Source organism: Legionella steigerwaltii, from assembly GCF_001468065.1.
Classification (GTDB): Bacteria; Pseudomonadota; Gammaproteobacteria; order Legionellales; family Legionellaceae; genus Legionella; species Legionella steigerwaltii.
On record NZ_LNYZ01000021.1, the window covers coordinates 16,603 to 37,932 of the forward strand.

Sequence of the window (21,330 nt, forward strand, 5' to 3'; positions counted from 1 at the left end):
GAATGAATAAGCCAATATTATTAGGTGTCAATATCGATCATGTAGCTACTGTACGTCAGGCACGTGGTACTCGTTATCCTGATCCGGTTCAAGCCGCAATCGATGCCGAAGAAGCGGGCGCTGATGGTATTACGTTACACATGAGGGAAGATTTGCGGCACATTCAGGCTCGTGATGTACGGCTAATTAAGCAAGTGTTACAAACGCGAATGAATCTTGAATTGGCAGTCACTGATGCGATGCTTGATTTTGCAGAAGAAATTTCGCCGGAACATACGTGTTTGGTCCCAGAAAAGCGAGAGGAGTTAACCACAGAAGGTGGCTTGGATGTACTCACGCATCGAAAATCGGTAGAACATGCAGTAAGACGTTTGCAGGCGATAGGCAGCGAAGTCTCTTTATTTATTGATCCAGAACGGGATCAAATTTCGGCTGCAGCGGATATTGGTGCGCCTGTGATTGAATTGCATACAGGGTGTTATGCGGATGCGACCCATCCTGAACAGCAACAGCATGAATTAGAACGAATAAGACATGCTGCAGAATATGCAGCCAGTTTGAATTTGATTGTTAATGCAGGACATGGTCTTAATTACCATAATGTACAACCTATAGCGGCTATAAACGAATTGCACGAACTTAACATTGGCCATGCGATTATTGCCCGAGCTTTATTCTGTGGTATGAAAGAGGCAGTGCGACACATGCGTCAACTCATGCAGGAAGCTAGACTTTATGTCAACATCTGACGTTAATGTTATTCGTATTACTGTGATATTGAGTGAAGTAAGTTGAAATTTAGGAGAATATCGATAAATTACAGGTGTTGAAGATAAGAAAGACTGTAGAGGACCTGCCTGAACTGTTTAGGGCGAAAGCGACTTGGTAACAAAGTAAATTGTAGTGCTCAGCTTAAGAAACCGCTCCCGCTTGTGGGAGAGGGGTAGGGCTGAGGACATCCCTCATCCGCCCTGGCGGGCACCTTCTCCCCAAGGGGAGAAGGGATACAAAAAAACTTGAGTCTTGAAGGAAGGTCAGATTTGAGTTCAGGTTGAACGAAAAAATACCCTGAGAAAGCGCAGCATACATCAGTATGTGAGCATTTATCAGGGTATTTTTTCGTTCAAGATGAGCCAAATATGGCTTTCCGGAGGCAAAAAAAATCCCGGCAGAAATAAACCGGGATTCAGGTAGAGGAGAATGCTAACTAGTCGCGGCCTGAAAACGCACCTAATATGTTAAGCAAGCTGACGAACAAGTTATAAATCGATACAAAAAGACCGACTGTAGCTGAAATATAATTGGTTTCACCTTCATGAATAATTGCACTGGTTTGCATGAGAATTAATCCTGAAGAAATAAGTATAAAAGCAGCGGAAATAGCTAGTTGCAATGCCGGCATATGAATGAAAATTCCTGCAATCATCGCTAATAAAACGACCATCATACCAACAAAAAGAAATCCGCCAAGGAAGCTAAAATCTTTTTTCGTTGTTAATGCATAACCAGATAATGCAAAGAAAATGATACCGGTACCGCCTAAGGCAGTTGCAATTAATTGTGGGCCGTTAGAAAAGTGGCTAATATAAAAATTAAGTACTGGACCTAAGGTATATCCCAGGAATCCGGTAAAGGCAAAAACACTCACTAATCCCCAAACGCTGTTTCTTAAAGCTTGAGTCAGAAACATTAAGCCATAAACGCCAACGATCATGAGAATGGGGTTCATGGGGCGTGCGCCGCTTGTAAGAGATAAAACTGCCATAAACGCACTGAACAAGAATGTCAGACCTAATAATAGGTATGTATTACGCAGTACTTTATTGCTCGAAAGTACTGACTCATTACGTCGTGTAAGGATGGTGACATCGTTTCGGTTCATTGTTTTGGGCTCCTCTATGTTTATATTTAGTCTAGCATATCTATGGGTCAGTTTCCTATATTTCAAGTTTTAAAACAAAGTATTTTTGTTTTGAGGTTCTACAGTACTATAGTAGTATTATAAATAGATTTTGAGTAAAACATGTAGCCTGGGTGCAGCGCAGCGGAACCCGGGATTCCAAAATTCATTCATGATCCAAAAACGATAGAAGTTTCGACGTTTTTAAGTCTAAATTTTAGGATTTATTATGGCACGGGCAGCATTAGTACAAATGGTTTCCTCAGCAAATGTTGCTGAGAATTTGCAACAAGTGGCACAACTTTTAAAGCAAGCCCGTGACGATCAGGCAGACCTTGTACTTTTACCTGAAAATTTTGCGTTCATGGGGCTTAATGAAACAGACAAATTGCAGATTGGTGAGGTTTTTGGCGTAGGTCCAATACAAGAAAAAATCAGTCAGTTGGCAAAAGAATTCGGTTTGTGGGTTATTGCTGGAACTATCCCGCTTAAAAGCACAGGTTCTAAGGTACGTGCCAGTTGTTTAATTTATGATGCCCAAGGAAAGTGTGCGGCGCGTTATGATAAGATTCATTTGTTTGATGTAAAAGTCTCAGCTCGAGAAGCATATCAAGAATCGCTGTCGATTGAGCGCGGTCATGATTTGGCTTTAGTAGACACCCCTGTTGGGAAAATAGGGTTGACGGTTTGTTATGATTTACGCTTTCCAGAACTTTATCAGCTACTTATGTTGGAAGGTGCGCAGTTGTTTACAGTTCCTTCCGCATTTACAGCAGCAACGGGCCTTGCTCATTGGGAAGTATTGTTACGAGCGCGAGCAATTGAAAACCTTTGTTATGTTTTAGCAGCCAATCAAGGCGGCCAACATGAAAATGGACGCGCTACTTTTGGTCATAGCATGATTGTTGATCCTTGGGGGAGAGTGCTAGCACAGAAAGAAACAGGTACTGGTGTAGTGACTGCAGACATTGATTTACAAAGTCAAAAGGAGTTACGTCGAAATTTCCCCTGTTTAGAACATCATGTATTAAACTTATAAAATAGAGCCTACTTTTTGTTACAACAAATATCAGTACGCTATTTTTATTTATTGAAAGGTAATTATTAAATGACAGAAGCCCTTACTACAGCAAAAAAAATCTTACTAACTCCTGCGGCATTAGATGAGACGGGTATAGAAAAATTATTTAGAACGATGATGAGCCACCATATTGACGATGCCGATCTTTATTTCCAAAGTTGCAGTTATGAATCCTGGTATTTAGAGGATTCTGTGGTGAAAAGCGGCAGTTTTTCTTTGGATAGAGGTGTAGGTATTCGAGCAGTTAGCGGGGATAAAACAGGTTTTGCTTATTGTGACGATATTTTATTACCTTCAATGTTGCGGGCGGCTGATGCGGCTCGTTCTATTGCACTAACTGGTTCTAAGCCAGTTCAATCCATACAGGTTAAAAGTGCTGCAATAAGTCGTTATCAAGGATTAAATCCTATAGAGGGCATGAGTAAACAAGAAAAAATCGCTTTATTAGAGGCGATTGATACAGAGGCTCGCCGTATTGATCCTCGTGTTATCCAGGTTAATGCTTCATTAAGTGGCTGCTATGAAGTCGTGATGGTCGCTGGGATGCATGGGCAAATGATCGCAGATGTTAGACCTTTAGTAAGTATCAATGTAAGCGTTATTGTAGAAGACAAACATGGAAAGCGGGAATCCGCTCGCTCCGGAGGCGGTGGCCGTGTACCTTATTCCTACTTTCTTGAAAAAGATAATGCGTTAAGTTATGCGCGTGAAGCAGTGCGTGAAGCGTTGATTAATTTGGAAGCACAACCTGCACCTGCAGGAACAATGCCTGTCGTTTTAGGGCCAGGCTGGCCAGGAGTTTTATTGCATGAAGCAGTAGGACATGGTTTGGAAGGTGATTTTAACCGTAAAGGATTATCTGCATTTTCAGGGCGTATCGGCCAACAAGTCGCTGCACCTGGGGTTACGGTAGTTGATGATGGTACTTTAAAAGACCGACGTGGTTCCATCACAATTGATGATGAAGGAACTCCATCCCAATGTACTACATTGATTGATAATGGTGTTTTGGTGAATTACATGCAAGATAAGTTGAATGCTAAATTGATGGGGATGCAATCTACAGGTAATTGCCGACGTGAGTCTTATGCGCATGTACCAATGCCCAGGATGACCAATACCTACATGTTAGCGGGGCAACATGATCCAGAAGAAATCATTCGCTCTGTACAACGTGGTTTGTATGCAGTTAATTTTGGGGGAGGGCAGGTTGATATTACTTCGGGACAATTTGTATTCTCTGCCAGTGAAGCGTACCTTATTGAGAATGGGAAGATTACTGCACCTGTCAAAGGAGCAACACTAATTGGCAATGGACCTGATGTAATGAAAAAGATTAGTATGATTGGAAATGATCTGGGATTGGATCGAGGAATAGGCGTTTGTGGTAAAGAAGGACAATCCGTTCCAGTTGGTGTGGGACAACCTACTTTAAAAATAGATGCTTTGACTGTTGGTGGAACAAGTTAAGAATCGGGTAATTACAAAATATAATCGATCGCAACTCCGTCACATCTCTCAGGGACAAGCCGCAGGACGTTGAAGTCTACAGAGCAAAGGTAGGCTGGGCTGAAAAGCCTATGGCCGTCAAGCTAAGAAAAATATGCTTTCCCCTCCCCCTAACCCTCTCCCCAAAGGGGCGAGGGGGTGTTATAGGGTTTTTCCTTAGCTTGACGGCTATGGACTTAATAGCCCAGCCTACGGGAGTTCCTTCATTAACCTCTTAACCCAGCAGGAATAGTAATACTAATAGAATTGTTGGATTGAGCTTGTACTGTACCTCCCAACGCATTAGCTAAGGTATAAGTTACAGTAAACCTTGGATCTGTAGGATTATTACTTTGATAACTACACGTAACGGTTCCTGTTGCACTACTGTAAGTCACAGAATCATTCGAATAATTTATTAAATTAGCAGGTACATTTTGTACTGACCCTGTTGAACGAAAATATACTTGTAGTGTTTGCGAGAATATGGCTTCTACGCCGTATCCACCAATGTAGCTTCCGAAATTAGTAACAACGTTTTGGGTACCTTGTGCATTAGGACAGAAAACACTAATGCCATATCCAGTGGGATCTGAGAATCCAATTCCAGGTGCTGCGATGAAGCTGGAGAGAATCAACAATGAGCTCAAAGAAAAATTTTTAATCATAATAGTTCCTTCTATTTAGTTGAGTAAAAAATAAGCACGTACATAGGCCAATTAGATTGTTAAATAATAAAATAGGACTGTCAATGGAAATATTTATCTATTTCGTTGAGAGTAGCTGCTGCAGCGATTTACATTGCTTTTATGAAAAATTATCTTAAATTTCAAAGAAATACCAAAATGGGATTGAAGCAACGATAATGCCTAGTTTTAACAAAGAAAACCAAGCATTTAATTTTAATAGTGGATTAAGATGAAAGTTGTTGTTGGTTTTCAGTAATTCTTCAAAACACAAAAAATAACTGGACTGATAAGGGAAAATCCAAGCTTCAGTGGCCATTAAAATAACAAAAGCAACGACCCAGTTGCTGACTGTTCCCTGATTGGCTAGAGGGATAATCACAGTGAAAAGTAGTGCTGGCGCAATCATCGTACCTAAAAGTAAACCACCCAACCAACTGATCACATAAATGATAATAATAAAACTGAAAGGGTTTGCAGTAGCTAAATGACTAAGCCAATTAAGATGAGCAAGTAGCCAGGGTTCAAATCCAATGTTCTGCAGTGCATGCATCACCCCTATTATGGCACCGAAATAGAATAAAAAACTCCAGTTAATTTTTTTGAGTAGTTCCTTTTTCTCGAGTACATTAGTCCACAAAGGTAACGTGAAAATAAGGCTACAAGTCCAAAACATGGGGATATTTTTCCAGGAAGAAACAATAGTTCCTAGTACAAAAAGCAGCAGGCTTATAAGCGCAATATACTCTGCAAAAGAAAGTTGTCCAAGAGAGTACAGTTCTTTTTTTAATTTTAAATGATTTATTTTTAAGGTCTTATGCGATTTAAAGGTGATTGAATGCAACATAAAAAATAAAGCAATTAATAATAAGCCTGGAAAAGATGCGGCCCCAAGCCAATGCAGCCAATTGCCTTGCCATTGATTTTGTTCTGATAAGAGACTAAAGACAATGAAATTACTCGATTTTCCAGTAAGAAAAATAGTTGAGAGCAAAATACACCCGTTAAAGGCAGCATTGGCTAAAGCATTAGCTGTATCACTACGTGGGTGAATGGTACTGCTTTCAAGAATATCATCTAATAAAGGTGCAATTAAGGCGATACGTGAACTTTGTACACTCATGATGGGTGTAATTAAGGCGCCTAGAAGAAACAAGAACTTTTGCAATAAAGTAGGTTTTGAGGGCAGATGAATTAATAAAATTAAGGCCAAACGATAAAATAGCCTTGATTTAGTAACGATAGCCCCAACACTAAAGACACTTACAGCTATAAAAAAGCTGTTCGAGGTAAAGCCCGAAAGCACTACATTTTGCGGTGCTATATTGAACAACAGGGCGCTAAGAATAATCAGCGCTGCGGGGAGATATTCGGGTACAAGACGAAAAGTCCACATGATGAATGCAGCGCATAAAATGACAATAAAGCAGGCATGAGATAGGTCTATACCTGTATTTTGATTCAAATAGAAAGAAATAAAGGCACAAAGTATTCCCGAAATAGAAAATCCAATTTCTGGGGTTATTCGACTGTATTTAAAAATCATACTTCATCATTCAATAATGCTATGCTCCGGATTGCCCTGCGCTTCCAGATCATTTATCCATTTAATTTATTAAGCAGGGCACTTATCTCAAAAATACGCTCTTCTGGTGAAGTACTGTCTAGGGTAAAACGCAAACGTTGAGGTCCTTCCATTTGATACCTTTTTGCGTGTACTTGAATCAAATTAATCAAAATTCCTGGATCAATGGTGGGCTTTTCACTAAACTCCAGTTTACCTTGCTGGGCACCCGCGCTGATTTTTTGAATCCCCATTTTTTCTGCTTTTAATTTTAACTCTGTAATCAATAATAAATGTTTGACCTGTTGCGGTAACAAGCCAAATCGGTCAATCAACTCAATTTGTAAGTCATGTAATTGTTCTTTAGTTTTTGCATTGGCAATTCGTTTGTACATAATGAGACGATTATGAATGTCTGGAATGTATTCATCAGGAATAATCGCGCTGATTCGTAAATCAATCTCAGGGCCTTGATGCATGGGGGCAGATAATTCAGGTGTTTTCCCAGCTTTTAAATCATGAACTGCTCTATCAAGCATTTCCATAAACAAATTAAATCCAATCGCTTGCATGTTGCCACTTTGTTCTTCACCTAAAAGTTCGCCTGCCCCACGAATTTCTAGATCGTGAGTTGCTAGCGTGAAGCCCGCGCCCAGATCTTCCAAGGATACAATGGCCTCTAAACGTTTGACGGCATCACGGGTTAATAATTTTTCATTTGGAGTCAGTAAGTATGCATATGCTTGATGGTGAGAGCGGCCTACACGTCCACGTAATTGATGCAGTTGTGCTAAACCAAATTTATCTGCACGGTCAATAATAATGGTATTGGCAGTGGGAATATCGATTCCGGTCTCAATGATCGTTGTACAGACTAATACGTTAAAACGATGGTGATAAAAATCAGACATGACTCGTTCTAATTCGCGCTCGCGCATTTGTCCGTGCGCAGTGCGGATTTTTGCTTCAGGGACCAGAGTTTGTAAATCCTGACCTATTCGTTCAATAGTTTCTACATTGTTGTACAGGAAGAAAACTTGGCCCCCTCTAAGGATTTCCCTGAGGATGGCTTCACGTACGGTAGCATCTTTTTTCTCTTGCCAGAATGTTTTAATTGCCAGACGTTTGGCGGGAGGCGTGGTCATTAGAGAGATATCTCTTATTCCTGCCATTGACATATTCAATGTTCTGGGAATTGGAGTCGCAGTCATGGATAGAATATCGACATGGGTGCGCAGGGCTTTAATGTGCTCTTTTTGTTTGACCCCAAAACGATGTTCTTCATCAATAATAAGCAATCCAAGATTTTTAAAAGCAATATTACTTTGAAATAATTTATGTGTTCCTATGACGATATCAACGGTTCCGGATTTTAAGGAGGCAAGCACTGCCTCAGTTTCTTTACCTGAACGAAACCGTGAGAGTAACTCAATGTTGATGGGAAAGTCGGCAAATCGATCTCGAAATGATTCAAAATGTTGTCCTGCAAGCAGGGTGGTTGGAACTAAAATACAGACTTGCTTACCGTTTTGCACTGCAACAAAAGCGGCGCGCATGGCGACTTCAGTTTTACCAAAACCTACATCCCCACAAATTAATCGATCCATTGGTCTTGGGGATTCCATATCTTTAATGATTTGTTCGATTGCTTGTAGTTGATCTGGCGTTTCTGTAAACGGAAAAGCACTGGCAAATTTAACATACTCATTGTGCTCTACATTATATTGGTATCCAGGTTGCGCTTCTCTTTTTGCATAAAGATCAAGTAATTCGATCGCAACATCATGAATTTTTTCAGCAGCTTTTTTCTTTTCTTTTTGCCATTGATCCGAACCTAGTTTATGCAAGGGGGCATGCTCACTATCAACCCCAGTATATCGACTAATCAAATGAAGCGAGGTCACAGGTACATAAATCTTATCGTCACCTGCATAGGTAAGAACTAAAAATTCGCTTGCAATCCCATTGGATTCTATATGTTGTAATCCCTGATAGCGTCCTACGCCAAATTGCAGATGAACTACAGGAGCACCAACACGTAGTTCAGCCATATCACGGATGATTAAGTCGGGATCAATGGTTTTTTGTGCACTCCGTCTTTGAGGTGTACTTTGTTCCCCAAATAATTGAGATTCAACAATAATAACGATGTGACTCTCTTTTAATTCACATCCATAAATGAGATCCCCAGTACTGATGTTGATTGGAGCAGTATCATTAATGAAATCGTACCAGGAGGATTGTACTTTAGGGGTAATGCTACTTGGTTTAAGTAAATCGAGTAACACTTCACGTCGTCCTGCACTTTCGACCACAATCAAATAACGGCGCGAAGAATCATCACAATATTCACGAAGTTGGCTTAATGGCTCTTGTGTTTTCCTGTCTATGGGTAATTGAGGACCTGGGACAATATCAAAATTAATCACCGCTCCTTTTTTATCCGAAGGATTTTGGAACAGCCGAAGTTGTTCATACGCATTGGCTTTAGTTAATAATTCAGTTGGATTAATAAAGCATGCCGGAGGCGATAGAATAGGCCTACTGACATCATATCGTCTTTGCTCATAACGTTCGTTCAGCTCTTGCCAGAATTGTTCAGCGTTATTTTGGATGTTTTCAATCAAGCAAATTTTGGCATTTTCTGGTAAATAATCGAAAAAAGTAACCGTTTTTTCAAAAAATAAAGGCAGATAATATTCGATTCCTGAAGGGAATTGGCCTTCACTGATTGCTTCATAAATAGGGCATTGGCTTGGATTGCCTGGAAATAACTCCCTAAAAGCACGTCGAAACAGGAGTTGGCTTTGTTCATTTAAAGGGAACTCTCGCGCAGGTAACACATTGATTTCTTTTATCTTTTCTATTGTACGTTGAGTTTCCGTATCAAATTCTCGCAAACTTTCAATTTCATCGTCAAAAAGTTCAATACGAAATGGTAAGCCGGAACCCATAGGATAAACATCAATAATAGAGCCGCGTAAAGCAAATTCACCGTGCTCAAGTACTTTATTCACACAATGATAACCGGATTGTTGTAATTGGTTACGAAAAGCAGTTAAGTCCAGTTTTTGGCCTTCTTTTAGCATTAAAGCATATTGATTCAAGAATTCGGGGGGACATAGTCTGTGCATCAATGTGCTTGCTGAAGTGATGACAATTGCATCGGTCACTTGTTGGATGCGACTTAATGCATACAACCGCTCAGAAATAATGTCCTGGTGGGGGGAGAATTGGTCGTAAGGAAGTGTTTCCCAATCAGGAAAAAACAATAACTCTTGAGATGCACTTGGATTGAGAAAGAAATTCAATTCTGCTTGTAATTGATTTGCACTGAGATTGTCTTGCGCAATCAATAACTTAATGCCAGAAGTTTGTTGGCAATATTCAGCAAGTGCTAGTGCTAAGCTGCTTCCATGGAGTTGACCCCATATTTGTTTCGCCTGTGTCGGTTTATAAAGTAAGGTGTTTATGGGCATAGCTTAAGCAGTCGGCTTTAAAAATTAGCTATTATACCTAATGTGTGGCCTTGATCCATCTTAAAATTGCGGATTATTTATTTTTAAAGAGTAGAATATAGAAGTTGACGCCATTAAGTGAACAGCTACTATTGATGTAGAAATTACCTTTAATTACTAGGAGCAATGAGATGGCTTTTCACAAGAGTAAGGAAAAAAAGCTAAAAAACGTTGCCTCAGCTGCTCAAATTGATATGGGGATTCAAAGCGAACAGAACATTGTGGTTAAGACGGTATTGAGAATACCCGAGCTAACTAATACGATTCTATTCTTTGCCCGAAGAAAACAACCTGAATCCGTAGTCTCTCAGCTGGGTTCCGTATCGAGACTTTTTTATTCTTTAACCAATCCACAGCGTATTACAGAAAAATTATTAGTACATACGGCTCATGGTTGTGAAGAGAGGGTGAAAAAGTTATTTGAATTGACTCCATTTTCCCATATTCATTATCTAGCCGAGCGCGGTGACGTTACAGACTATTCAGGCCGTGAATTTTTTCATATTTCAGCATTTCAATATGCGTTATGGGCTATGGATATTCATATGTTGAATCTGATGTTGGACTGTCTGCAAAATACAGCCTATACCAAAGGAGGATACAAAATTGCTGAAGAACTGCGTATGCAATTATTGGAGCAGTATGATGAAGTGATGCAAGTAGGTATTTGTTACACGTTAGATGGTGTCGAAATAAAGGGAGAGCATCATTTTGATTTCCAACCACTTATCAATGCGATTCATCACTTCAGCGCTGGATTTCGGCTCTGGAATTGGGTACAACGAGCACAGCATTGGATTAATGGAGTCGGAAGGGAGCAACTTCGGATTCCAGCTCATGTAGCTCAAGAGTATTGTCGACAAGATCGAGCTTTTTACCCTTGTCCAAAGTTTAACGAAGAGTATTTGCCTCGAGATTTGGAATTTTATAATTGGAGAACACGTGCTATTGAATCCTGGTGGCCCAAGGAAGGTCAAGCTTGTATCGGCCATGATTTTGCCATGTTACGTTCAACACATACCCGAGTCATGACTGTTGGTGCTGGTATACAGCAACATATAGGGCTGACTAATGCAGGGATGAATGCCCAACATGATGCTAATGCGTTAGCTGGCTTAAGCCAAACACGAATCAAAGAAGTTGCTTGCTTACGAGAACGGCTGTCAACGCCATTAAAAAAGGCAAAGCATAGTCCAGTAATAAAGTGCTCTTATTTGTAGTACTGAAAAGTCACATTTGGCGCATCTTGAGTGTAAAGGATTCTCAAAAATGCTCACATAGTTATCTATGCTGCGCTTTTTGAGAATCCTTTTTACTCAACCTGCACTCAAATCTAACTTTTCCGGATGATTCAATCATCAATACCGCCAGGTGCGCCTTGAATTTTGATATCAAAATGATGGAGTAAGGTGATGACGTCTGGGAAGGAAAAAAGTGCTTGTTTGATTTTATTTTCATTCGGGTTAATTGTGTAATTGATGGCATTTGTAAAATCTGCAGCACTTAAATTGGTATGCAGAAACAGACTATTTAGCAAATCGGAGTCTACAAAACTCGCATGACTCAAATTGGCTTCTCGGAAATCAATATCATGAGCTTTACATTCTTCAAGAATTAAGTTAGAGAGTTCTAATCCATAAAAACTGGAGTGGCTCAGGTTACTGTTATAAAAATAGAGGGGGCTTGTCAGTTTGACTAAGGGCCAGCTTAATTCAGTCCAGTTTACCCCAATAAGTTTTGAGTTTTTAAAGGAAACTTCTGAGAATTTACAACTCGGAAATTTTGCCAGAGTCAGATCGCAGGATTCAAAATCGCAATCAGTGAATTTTGTATGGCTGAAAATAATGTCTATAAATTTGCATTGTTTGAATTGGCAATTTTCAAAATCAATATGTTCGATTCGTTTCTTTTCAATGGTTAATTGCGTGAATGTTTGATTAATGTATGTGTTTTCATTAAATGGAAGTGTCATATTACTTTTCTCAAATTTAAATCAAAGTGTAGCCTGGGTGTGGCGCAGCGGAACCCGGGAATACTGTAGAACTGATCCCGGGTTCCGCTGCGCTGCACCCAGGCTACCAAGCACTCAAGCTACAACTACATATTAGCTCTCATTCAATGAGGTATCGGTCTCAATGAGTTCTAACTCATCCAACTCGATATCCACAGATTCGATTTTTTGGAAACGTGAGGTAATTTTTTTTGCAGAGGTATTTACCTCGCTGACATCTTGATGGGCTAAATTAATGTGTTTAGACAGTTTGTCCATTCGTTTTTCAAAACGTTGAAAATCATCTGCCAAAGCGTGTAAGTGTTTTTGTATGATATGAACTTGTTTACGAGTCGCATCATCTTTAAGCACAGCCTTAGCTGTAGTCAGAACTGCCATTAATGTGCTTGGGGAAACAAGCCATACTTTTAATCTTTGAGAAAGAGAAATCAAATCTGGATAGTTGGCATGAATTTCTGCAAAAATGGATTCTGCAGGAATAAACATCATCGCACCATCTGTTGTTTCATTAGGGACGATGTATTTTTCTGCAATGTCTTTAATATGTTTTTGAATGTCTTGACGAAATTGCTGTTGCAGTGACTTCTTTTCACTCGACCCTGTATCAACGCTGATAAGCCGCTGGTAGGTTTCTAGAGGAAACTTGGCATCAATAACCACATTACCCGTAGGCTCAGGCAAGAATAAAATACAATCAGCGCGCTTTTGATTGCTTAGTGTATATTGCATTTCAAAATGATTAGGGGGAATCATATTGCTAATTAAGGTTTCGAGCTGTACCTCACCAAATGCGCCACGTGCTTTTTTATCAACCAACACATCTTGCAGACTGACCACATGATTCGATAGCTCAGTGATTTTCTTTTGTGCTTCATCAATGATCGTTAACCGTTTCACCACATCAATAAACGTTGCGGAAGTTTTTTCAAACCCTTCAGTTAATTTGTGATTGACTTGTTGCGTTAACCCATGGAGATGATTGCGAATTTCTTCAGTAAGCAACTGTAAATGAGAGGTGAGTGAACTGGCATGTTGCTTAAAACTATGGTTTATTTGTTCTCGAACATCAGTCATTTGCTTTTGGACGGTATCGTGGATCAGCTGTTGTGTTATCAAATGTCCTTGAGCAATTTTCTCGCTTACATCCAAGTGCACTTGATGCAATTGTGTTGTAAATGCCTCAAGATTTTTTTCATGCAAATGTTCACTTAGTTTTCTTTGTTGATTTTGTTTTATCAAAAGCCAAATTAAGAATAGAAATTGGAGGGCTAAAGCACATGCTATGCCCTCAAGTAAAGTGATTGAAGATAAAAATTGCATTCATTAGTCCAAAAGTTGACTGAGTTTAATCGGCTGATCATAGTGATAAACCGTTTTTAATTGCCCGTAATCAGTAAGGTGCAAGTAACCGACTGAGAGCTGATCCTCTGCTAAATGCGCTGAATTGTCAAAACTAAATTTAATCGTTTGCTTTCCTGGAACAAGCCATTGCGCACTTTGCACTGTTTCAACAGGAACATTTTCACCTTTAGAGTTTTTCTTGTATAAGATACTTTGTAACGCATACCGACTTGCAGTAGCCACATCTACGGTGGCTGCCAAAGTCAAAGGATTAGAAGCGATTTTCCTGATGCTCACTAGGCTTGCAGAAGGTACAGAATAGGAAAAAGCGACACGCCCACTGCGGTGAGTAGGGGTGTTGTCATCAAGTTCGCTAGATACATCTACTTCCATATACCAGTTATCTCCATGAGTATTCTCATCAGAAGATAAAAGGGCACTGGCTTGGAATTGATTGCGTTTTATTTCTTTTACCTGGAGAGGAACTATTTGGTTATCAGGACCTATCAATGAGGCGTTAATATCATCCACAGGATAGGAAGTTATATTATCTTTTAGAACAATGAGTGCATTAAATTGATCCCCATATTGATAGTGCAATTCGGAAGGTTCGATCTGCAAATAGATTAAGGAATATTTTTCAAAAACATGAATTAGATATTTGTTTGCATCAATTGAGGGATCTATTTGCTTGCTTTTGAGGATGAAATTACCTGAGCCTAATTCCGGTTTGATTTGCAGTATGGTCTGATGTGACCCTATTTTGAGCGATTCGTCGATTGCCTCATCCTGACTATACAAAGAAGAAGCTTCTTTTATGCTCATGAATTGACTGGCGGCACTTTTTATTTCCAATGCAGGAACTGATTTGTTTTTTTGTAAAGGGATAATGCGCAGTACTGCTTCAGGTGAATGAATATCTAGGTTAATGCCTTGTTGTAATTGAGCAGCAGTTATTTGTTGATGGTAGCTGTAACTTTTTTGAATATTATTTGCAGTTTTACTTAATGTGTTTTCGGAAATCTGCCAACGATCCTGCAAATTTTCATGAGATAAACTGCTGCAAATATCACAATCATAAGATTTAGTTGGATGTTGGGGTAAGGTAAATGCATTGATTTGTGAGCAACAAAACAAAGACAATAAGGTAAGTGTAGTTCTCATTTTGCAACTCCTTTTAAATCTAAGGCAGAAATTAGTATTCTCTCTAATCCAAAACATGAATGGCGACTTTGATTGTGACTCAGTGTCGTTTCATCTTCTGTTTTTTGTTTGTCGTAAAACCAAACAGTACCTGCAGCGGCTTGTGAACTGCAATTTAAAAAGCCATCGGCACACGAATCTAAATAGACTTTAGCAATTTTTAAGCCGCTGTTAAGTAAATAACCGTTACAATAACTGGCTGAAGAAAGCGGTGAGGCGATTACGTCAGTCCCTATAACTGAATTAAACGGTACGGGCAGGGACGGTCGATTTTTAGTGCCAAATAAAAGTTCTTCATTATAGATGCTCATGTCACCAACGCGTTGTTGCTTGACGGCATCTCCTGTATAACCTAATAACCAGCTCAGACTGGCCTCAAAAATACCTCCATTGAGGAGAATGTCAGCAAGTGGGGTTCCGCCACTTGAAGGTGCCAGAGCGACAATATTCTTGATTTTGCTTTTGAGTCGCATGTACCGGCTGTCATAGGTTGGATTTGATACGATCCAACGCATTACATTTGCACCATTGGAATGGGTGTAAAGAATTAAAGAGTCGATTTTATTACGATCTATAAAATCTAATAACTGACTTGCAGTACATCCTGCAGCCTCTTCATCCCACATATATTTACTGTAATCACAATGGACTACATAGTAGTTTCTGGGATTTGGAAGTGCACGAGCCATACTTTCAATAAAATCAGTTTTCCAATAGCCTCCATACGCATCTTCACGATGGTCATTTGTTCCATGAACAAATGCAATGCCTAAATTGACACGTCCATTAGACTGTGGAAGAGAGTAAATCAACGTGGAGAACAGAAAGAGAAATACTGTTATTAAGATACGTTTAAAATCCATTTTTATCACGCCCCGGTTCATGTTGAATCGACATGTATCTATAGCATATTTTTTAATGATAAACTAATGTTTTTAGGATAATTGCTTACCCTTTGATTGGTTATGAGTGTATTGGATATTGTAGCCTGGGTGCAGCGAAGTGGAACCCGGGTTACGGCTTTGCCTGCACCCAGGCGATGCATTCAAAAGCAATAACTCCTTTGGTGATTATACGGATGAGATGAATGAGTATTGATGAAATAAAAGGATCAATTGCTGAACTGAAAGAAAAAATAAGGCAGTACGATTATCACTATTATGTTTTGGATGCACCAATAGTTCCTGATGTTGAATACGATCGGTGTTTTCGTGCATTACAGGATTTGGAAACGAAGTATCCTGAATTATTAACCGCAGACTCACCGACCCAACGTGTTGGTGGCACTTCGGCAGATGCATTTATGCCAGTAACTCATCGACAACCTATGTTGTCCTTATCGAATGTGTTTACTGAGGAGGAATTACAAGCATTTATTAAACGGGTTACAGAAAAACTGGATGAACCGGTTCAGCAATTGGTATTTACTTGTGAACCTAAGCTGGATGGACTTGCAGTTAATCTCACCTATGAAAATGGACTATTGGTTTCAGCAGCAACTCGCGGCGATGGGACTACTGGTGAAAACATTACTGCCAATATTAAAACAATCGCTGCAATTCCCTTAATTTTAAGAGTAACGAATCCGCCACGTGTTATCGAAATTCGTGGTGAAGTATATATGCCAAAAGAGGGTTTTGAAGAATACAATAAAAAGGCTAAGGAGTTGGGTGAAAAAACTTTTGCTAATCCGCGTAATGCCGCAGCAGGCAGTTTACGCCAATTGAATCCCTCAGTGACTGCAAATAGGCCTCTGGCCATTTATTGTTATGGTATAGGTGCCTGCGAAGGGTTTTCTTTGCCAGGCACTCATTGGGAGCAATTACAACTTCTTAAACAATTTGGTTTTAGGGTGTCTTCTGATATTAAGCGGGAAGAGGGCATGAAAGGCTGCTTGGATTATTACCATGATATGTTAGCGAAACGGGATCAACTTCCTTTCGAGATGGATGGGGTTGTTTATAAAGTTGACAGCATTCCTTTGCAACAGCAACTGGGATTTATTTCCAGAGCACCACGTTTTGCCTGCGCCCATAAGTTTCCTGCTACTGAAGAGATGACAGAACTTTTAGCAGTTGATTTTCAAGTAGGAAGAACTGGTGCTTTAACTCCGGTGGCACGCTTGGCGCCGGTTAGTGTTGCAGGAGTTACTGTGAGTAATGCAACGTTACACAATATGGATGAAATTGCCAGAAAAGACATCCGTATCGGTGATAAAGTGATTATTCGTCGTGCGGGTGATGTGATTCCCGAGGTGGTTTCCGTTGTCTTGGAGCGACGACCTGCGAATACTAAAGAGATTCATTTACCTAAAAAATGTCCGGTTTGTGGTTCTGATGTAGTGCGTGAGGAAGGGGAAGCTGTTGCTCGTTGTGTGGGTGGGTTATTTTGCAAAGCGCAACTAAAAAGAATGATGTGGCATTTTGCTTCTCGTAAGGCGATGTATATTGAGGGATTAGGATCTGTGCTAATTGAACAGTTGGTTGATGAAGGATTAGTACGTCATTTACCTGATCTTTATACGCTGGATGTTTCTACTTTGGCAAATCTTCCTCGTATGGGCGAGAAATCAGCAAAAAATTTATTACACGCTTTAGAACAAAGCAAAAACACAACATTCAGTCGCTTTCTTTATGCTCTTGGAATTCCAGAAATTGGTGAATCCAGCGCTCGGATGTTGGCAGAGCATTTTGGTGATATTGATGCGATTTCCAAAGCAACAGAGGAAGAGTTGATGAGTTTGCAAGATATGGGGCCTGTAGGTGCTTTTAATGTTGTTCATTTTTTTGCACAAGAGCATAATCGCAAAGTCATTGAACGGTTATTAACTTTGGGAATTCATTGGCCAAAAGTTGAAAAAAAGAAAGTGAATAAGGAGCATCCTTTATTTGCAAAAACAGTCGTTTTAACTGGAACTTTAAATACTATGGGACGCGAAGAAGCCAAAGCAAAATTGTTGGCTGTGGGGTCTAAAGTAAGTGGCAGTGTCTCAGCAAAAACAGATTATGTAATTGCTGGAAGTGAAGCTGGATCGAAGCTGGATAAAGCAAATGATTTGGGGGTTACTGTTTTGGATGAAGAACAGTTTCTTAAAATACTAGCAAGCGAATGAATGCCCTCACCCCTGCCCCTCTCCCACAAGTGGGAGAGGGGATATTTTGGTGATGAAATTTCTCTTAGATCCACAAGCTGAGAGGGGATATTTAGATGCTTAGTTAAATGAAACTTCCCTTCTCCCCTCGGGGGAGAAGGTGCCCGTTAGGGCGGATGAGGGGACCTCCCAGGTGACTTTGAATAAGGATATTTTTTTGAATCGTATACAACGAATCGTTCTGATTGCTCTTCTTTTTAAGAGTGTTAGTTTCGCTTATGCCTGGTCTTGGGTTTTAAATAATCCATATCCTCAAAGTCAAGCAAATGGAACTATCTATTATTCATCATTTTCCGAACAACCTAAAACTTTGGACCCAGCCCTTTCTTACTCATTAAATGAGTACCTTTTTATTGCCCAAATTTATGAACCTTTATTGGGGTATGATTATTTGCACAGGCCATATCAGTTAACGCCATTAACTGCTGCGCAAATGCCTCAGATGAGATATCTTGATATTCAAGGAAATCCATTACCTGAAAAAGGCGCGTCCCCTCCGGCCTTTAGTGTTTATACTCTAACAATTAAAAAAGGAATTTATTATCAGCCTCATCCAGCATTCGCCAAAGATAAGAACGGTACCTATCTTTATCATCAATTATCCCCTGATTATTTGGATGATGAAGGCATTAATCAATTATCTGACTTTAAACACACGGGTACGCGTGAATTGATTGTTGATGATTATATTTATCAAATAAAACGTTTGGCTAATCCCGCAGTCAGTTCATCAATCTATGGGTTAATGAGTGACTATATTGTTGGTTTTAAAGAATATGGCAAAACGCTTCCTGGTGGTAATCAATATGTTGATTTACGCAAATATCCTTTAAAGGGGATTAAAAAATTGGATGATTATTCTTTTGAGATTACTTTAAAGGGGGAATATATCCAATTTTTATTTTGGTTGGCGATGAATTTTTTTGCACCTGTGCCTTGGGAAGCCGATCTTTTTTACTCTCAACCAGGCATGGCGGATAAGAATATTACCTTGGGTTGGTATCCTGTAGGAACAGGGCCGTTTATGTTGGTTAAAAATAATCCTAATCGTAGAATGGTACTGCAGAAAAACCCTAATTTCCGTGAAGATTATTATCCAAGTATCGGTTCTGATGAAGACAGAAAGCGAGGCTATTTGGATAATGCAGGGAAGCGATTACCGTTAATTGAAAAAGCAATCTTTACTTTGGAAAAAGAATCCATTCCTCGCTGGAATAAATTTTTGCAAGGCTATTATGATAACTCTGCAATTGGTAACGACAGTTTTGATCAAGCCATTCACATCAATCAGTACGGTAAAGCAGAACTCACCTCAGAAATGCAAGAGAAGCAGATGTACCTGACCCAAACCTATCAGCCGAGCACTTACTATATGGGTTTTAATATGCTCGACAGTGTGGTCGGAGGCTCTAGCGAGCGTGCGCGAAAGTTAAGGCAGGCTATTTCAATCGCGGTAAATTATGATGAAAACATAGCCATTTTTTATAATGGACGAGGCTTGGCTGCCCAAGGACCAATCCCACCTGGTATTTTTGGCTATAGAGAAGGTAAAGAAGGAATTAATCCTTATGTTTATCAATGGATAGATGGTGAAGCAGTACGACGACCAATCAGTGATGCCCAAAAGCTTATGTCTGAAGCAGGATATCCTGATGGGATTGATCCGGTTACAAAAAATCATTTGATTTTGCATTATGATGTGACCACAACAGGTGGGCCTGAGGACAAAGCTTTATTTGATTGGATGCGTAAACAATTTGCGCAGATAGGGATCGATTTGAACGTACGGGCAACTTTGTATAATCGTTTTCAAGAAAAAATGCGTACGGGCGATACGCAAATATTCAGTTGGGGATGGGTCGCGGATTATCCAGATCCAGAAAATTTTTTATTTCAATTGTATGGTGAAAATGGCAAAGTAAAATTTGGCGGTGAAAATACTGCTAATTACCAAAATCCAGAATTTGATCGCCTCTTTAATTTAATGAAAAATAGAGAAAATGATGCCCAAAGGCAGCAGATTATTGATACCATGATCAACGTTGCTCGGTATGATGCTCCCTGGATATGGGGAATACATCCTGAAGAGTTTGTTTTATCACAGACTTGGGTTTCGCGCGTTAAAGCAAACACGATGTCTTTTGCAACATTAAAGTATACTGCGGTCAATGTGCCTCTACGAAATAAATTGAGGATGGCCTGGAATCAACCGATTTTTTGGCCGTTAGGGTTATTGTTTTTGCTTATTCTAATGCTGATTTTTCCTTTAATCATTGCTTATCGCAAGAAAGAAAAAAAACCGGCAGAAAGGGCTTATATATCATGATAAAGTACTTGCTGCGACGAGTTATCTATTCAATTCCTATTCTTTTCGGAATCAATGTTCTTACCTTTATTTTGTTTTTTATGGTGAATACACCAGATGATATTGCGCGCATGCATCTAGGACAAAAACATGTTGAACAACAAGTGATTGATGATTGGAAAATTGCACATGGCTATAATTTCCCCTTGTTTTTTAACGAACAAAAAAGTGGAATGCAGAAGATAGAGTCGACTTTATTTTTTCAAAAATCGATGATGCTTTTTACTTTTAATTTTGGTATTTCTGATGCAGGACGAGACATTAGTGAGGACATTACATACAGGATGTGGCCCAGTCTTTCCATTGCATTACCGGTTTTAATTTTGGATGTCATTACCAACATCATTGTAGCTATGGCGATGGCATTCTTTCGTGCTACTTATCTTGATTTATCCGGTGTCGTGATTTGTATTATTTTAATGTCAATTTCCAGTTTGTTTTATATTATTGGTGGACAATATCTTTTCGGTAAAATATTACGTCTGGTCCCTATTTCAGGCTATGACGGTGGCTTTGAAGCGGTGAAATTTGTTATCTTGCCAATCACAGTGGCAGTACTTAGCGGATTGGGGGCTGGTGCACGTTGGTATCGGACTTTATTTTTGGAAGAAATGCATAAAGATTATGTTAAAACCGCTAGAGCAAAGGGATTATCGGAACAAAAGGTCATGTTCAAACACGTATTAAAAAATGCAATGCTCCCTGTATTAACTGGAATTGTAGTTATTATTCCTTCTTTATTTATGGGCAGTTTAGTCTTGGAATCTTTTTTTGGTGTACCGGGCTTAGGGAGTTATACAATTGATGCCATTCAGCAACAAGATTTTGCGATTGTGAGGGCGATGGTATTTTTGGGATCAATTCTTTACATTGTGGGTTTAGTACTGACGGATTTATCCTATATGTTGGTCGACCCACGCGTGAAATTATCTTAAAGAGAAATAATATAAAGTAGCCTGGGTGCAGCGCAGCGGAACCCGGGTTTATCATATTGAATCCCCGGGTTCCGCTGCGCTGCACCC

At 39.7% G+C, this 21,330-nt stretch carries 15 protein-coding genes; 7 read left to right on the forward strand and 8 right to left on the reverse strand.

The window, feature by feature from the left end; translation table 11 throughout:
- Positions 1-2: 2 nt before the first annotated feature.
- Positions 3-749 carry a pyridoxine 5'-phosphate synthase gene (gene pdxJ, locus Lstg_RS12385; protein ID WP_058478001.1) on the forward strand — a complete coding sequence of 249 codons (747 nt, stop codon included), beginning with the start codon at positions 3-5 and terminating at the stop codon, positions 747-749.
- A gap of 458 nt (positions 750-1,207) precedes the next feature.
- On the opposite strand, the gene Lstg_RS12390 is transcribed toward pdxJ, so the two are convergent.
- Positions 1,208-1,882 (reverse strand): Bax inhibitor-1/YccA family protein, encoded by a 675-nt coding sequence (locus Lstg_RS12390; RefSeq protein ID WP_058478002.1) that lies wholly within the window; start codon positions 1,880-1,882, stop codon positions 1,208-1,210.
- A 247-nt stretch (positions 1,883-2,129) separates the two neighbouring features.
- On the opposite strand from Lstg_RS12390, the gene Lstg_RS12395 reads away from it, so the two are divergent.
- Positions 2,130-2,939, forward strand: a complete 810-nt coding sequence (locus Lstg_RS12395) for a carbon-nitrogen hydrolase family protein (RefSeq protein WP_058478003.1) — start codon at positions 2,130-2,132, stop codon at positions 2,937-2,939.
- Positions 2,940-3,008: 69 nt separating this feature from the next.
- Positions 3,009-4,451 (forward strand): metalloprotease TldD, encoded by a 1,443-nt coding sequence (gene tldD / locus Lstg_RS12400; RefSeq protein ID WP_058478004.1) that lies wholly within the window; start codon positions 3,009-3,011, stop codon positions 4,449-4,451.
- A 245-nt stretch (positions 4,452-4,696) separates the two neighbouring features.
- On the opposite strand, the gene Lstg_RS12405 is transcribed toward tldD, so the two are convergent.
- The 3 genes from Lstg_RS12405 to mfd all read right to left on the reverse strand — a co-directional run bounded on the left by Lstg_RS12405 (position 4,697) and on the right by mfd (position 10,198).
- Positions 4,697-5,137 (reverse strand): hypothetical protein, encoded by a 441-nt coding sequence (locus Lstg_RS12405; protein WP_058478005.1) that lies wholly within the window; start codon positions 5,135-5,137, stop codon positions 4,697-4,699.
- Between the two features lie 154 nt (positions 5,138-5,291).
- Entirely contained in the window at positions 5,292-6,701 is a 1,410-nt protein-coding gene (locus tag Lstg_RS12410) for an SLC13 family permease (RefSeq protein WP_058478006.1), read from the reverse strand.
- 53 nt (positions 6,702-6,754) lie between these two features.
- Positions 6,755-10,198 (reverse strand): transcription-repair coupling factor, encoded by a 3,444-nt coding sequence (gene mfd, locus Lstg_RS12415; RefSeq protein WP_058478007.1) that lies wholly within the window; start codon positions 10,196-10,198, stop codon positions 6,755-6,757.
- Between the two features lie 170 nt (positions 10,199-10,368).
- Here mfd and Lstg_RS12420 point away from each other — a divergent pair, with 170 nt between their 5' ends.
- On the forward strand, positions 10,369-11,457 hold the full coding sequence (locus Lstg_RS12420) for a hypothetical protein (RefSeq protein WP_058478008.1): 1,089 nt from the start codon (positions 10,369-10,371) through the stop codon (positions 11,455-11,457).
- A 131-nt stretch (positions 11,458-11,588) separates the two neighbouring features.
- Here the strand turns inward: Lstg_RS12420 and Lstg_RS12425 are convergent, their stop codons facing one another.
- The 4 genes from Lstg_RS12425 to Lstg_RS12440 all read right to left on the reverse strand — a co-directional run bounded on the left by Lstg_RS12425 (position 11,589) and on the right by Lstg_RS12440 (position 15,655).
- Complete coding sequence (locus Lstg_RS12425; RefSeq protein ID WP_058478009.1) at positions 11,589-12,209, reverse strand: pentapeptide repeat-containing protein; 621 nt, start codon at positions 12,207-12,209, stop codon at positions 11,589-11,591.
- Positions 12,210-12,341: 132 nt separating this feature from the next.
- A complete protein-coding gene (locus Lstg_RS12430; RefSeq protein WP_058478010.1) occupies positions 12,342-13,568 on the reverse strand; it encodes a DNA recombination protein RmuC in 1,227 nt (408 codons plus the stop codon).
- A 3-nt stretch (positions 13,569-13,571) separates the two neighbouring features.
- A complete protein-coding gene (locus tag Lstg_RS12435) occupies positions 13,572-14,753 on the reverse strand; it encodes a DUF4785 domain-containing protein (RefSeq protein ID WP_058478011.1) in 1,182 nt (393 codons plus the stop codon).
- A complete protein-coding gene (locus Lstg_RS12440; protein ID WP_058478012.1) occupies positions 14,750-15,655 on the reverse strand; it encodes a hypothetical protein in 906 nt (301 codons plus the stop codon). The genes Lstg_RS12435 and Lstg_RS12440 overlap by 4 nt, the downstream gene beginning before the upstream one ends.
- Before the next feature lie 224 nt (positions 15,656-15,879).
- Between Lstg_RS12440 and ligA the strand changes: the two genes are divergently transcribed.
- From ligA to Lstg_RS12455, 3 genes are all read left to right on the forward strand, one after another.
- Complete coding sequence (gene ligA, locus Lstg_RS12445; RefSeq protein ID WP_058478013.1) at positions 15,880-17,904, forward strand: NAD-dependent DNA ligase LigA; 2,025 nt, start codon at positions 15,880-15,882, stop codon at positions 17,902-17,904.
- Between the two features lie 196 nt (positions 17,905-18,100).
- The gene (locus tag Lstg_RS12450; protein WP_058478015.1) at positions 18,101-20,269 is read left to right on the forward strand and encodes an ABC transporter substrate-binding protein; all 2,169 of its coding nucleotides are present in this window, start codon (positions 18,101-18,103) and stop codon (positions 20,267-20,269) included.
- Positions 20,266-21,243 carry an ABC transporter permease gene (locus tag Lstg_RS12455; RefSeq protein ID WP_058478014.1) on the forward strand — a complete coding sequence of 326 codons (978 nt, stop codon included), beginning with the start codon at positions 20,266-20,268 and terminating at the stop codon, positions 21,241-21,243. Before Lstg_RS12450 ends, Lstg_RS12455 begins: the two co-directional genes overlap by 4 nt.
- Positions 21,244-21,330: the final 87 nt, after the last annotated feature.

Bases quoted from the DNA above. Each gene is read 5' to 3' on its own strand.
- pdxJ (WP_058478001.1), top strand. From the start codon at position 3: ATGAATAAGCCAATATTATTAGGTGTCAATATCGATCATGTAGCTACT.
- Lstg_RS12390 (WP_058478002.1), bottom strand. From the start codon at position 1,882: ATGAACCGAAACGATGTCACCATCCTTACACGACGTAATGAGTCAGTA.
- Lstg_RS12395 (WP_058478003.1), top strand. From the start codon at position 2,130: ATGGCACGGGCAGCATTAGTACAAATGGTTTCCTCAGCAAATGTTGCT.
- tldD (WP_058478004.1), top strand. From the start codon at position 3,009: ATGACAGAAGCCCTTACTACAGCAAAAAAAATCTTACTAACTCCTGCG.
- Lstg_RS12405 (WP_058478005.1), bottom strand. From the start codon at position 5,137: ATGATTAAAAATTTTTCTTTGAGCTCATTGTTGATTCTCTCCAGCTTC.
- Lstg_RS12410 (WP_058478006.1), bottom strand. From the start codon at position 6,701: ATGATTTTTAAATACAGTCGAATAACCCCAGAAATTGGATTTTCTATT.
- mfd (WP_058478007.1), bottom strand. From the start codon at position 10,198: ATGCCCATAAACACCTTACTTTATAAACCGACACAGGCGAAACAAATA.
- Lstg_RS12420 (WP_058478008.1), top strand. From the start codon at position 10,369: ATGGCTTTTCACAAGAGTAAGGAAAAAAAGCTAAAAAACGTTGCCTCA.
- Lstg_RS12425 (WP_058478009.1), bottom strand. From the start codon at position 12,209: ATGACACTTCCATTTAATGAAAACACATACATTAATCAAACATTCACG.
- Lstg_RS12430 (WP_058478010.1), bottom strand. From the start codon at position 13,568: ATGCAATTTTTATCTTCAATCACTTTACTTGAGGGCATAGCATGTGCT.
- Lstg_RS12435 (WP_058478011.1), bottom strand. From the start codon at position 14,753: ATGAGAACTACACTTACCTTATTGTCTTTGTTTTGTTGCTCACAAATC.
- Lstg_RS12440 (WP_058478012.1), bottom strand. From the start codon at position 15,655: ATGGATTTTAAACGTATCTTAATAACAGTATTTCTCTTTCTGTTCTCC.
- ligA (WP_058478013.1), top strand. From the start codon at position 15,880: ATGAGTATTGATGAAATAAAAGGATCAATTGCTGAACTGAAAGAAAAA.
- Lstg_RS12455 (WP_058478014.1), top strand. From the start codon at position 20,266: ATGATAAAGTACTTGCTGCGACGAGTTATCTATTCAATTCCTATTCTT.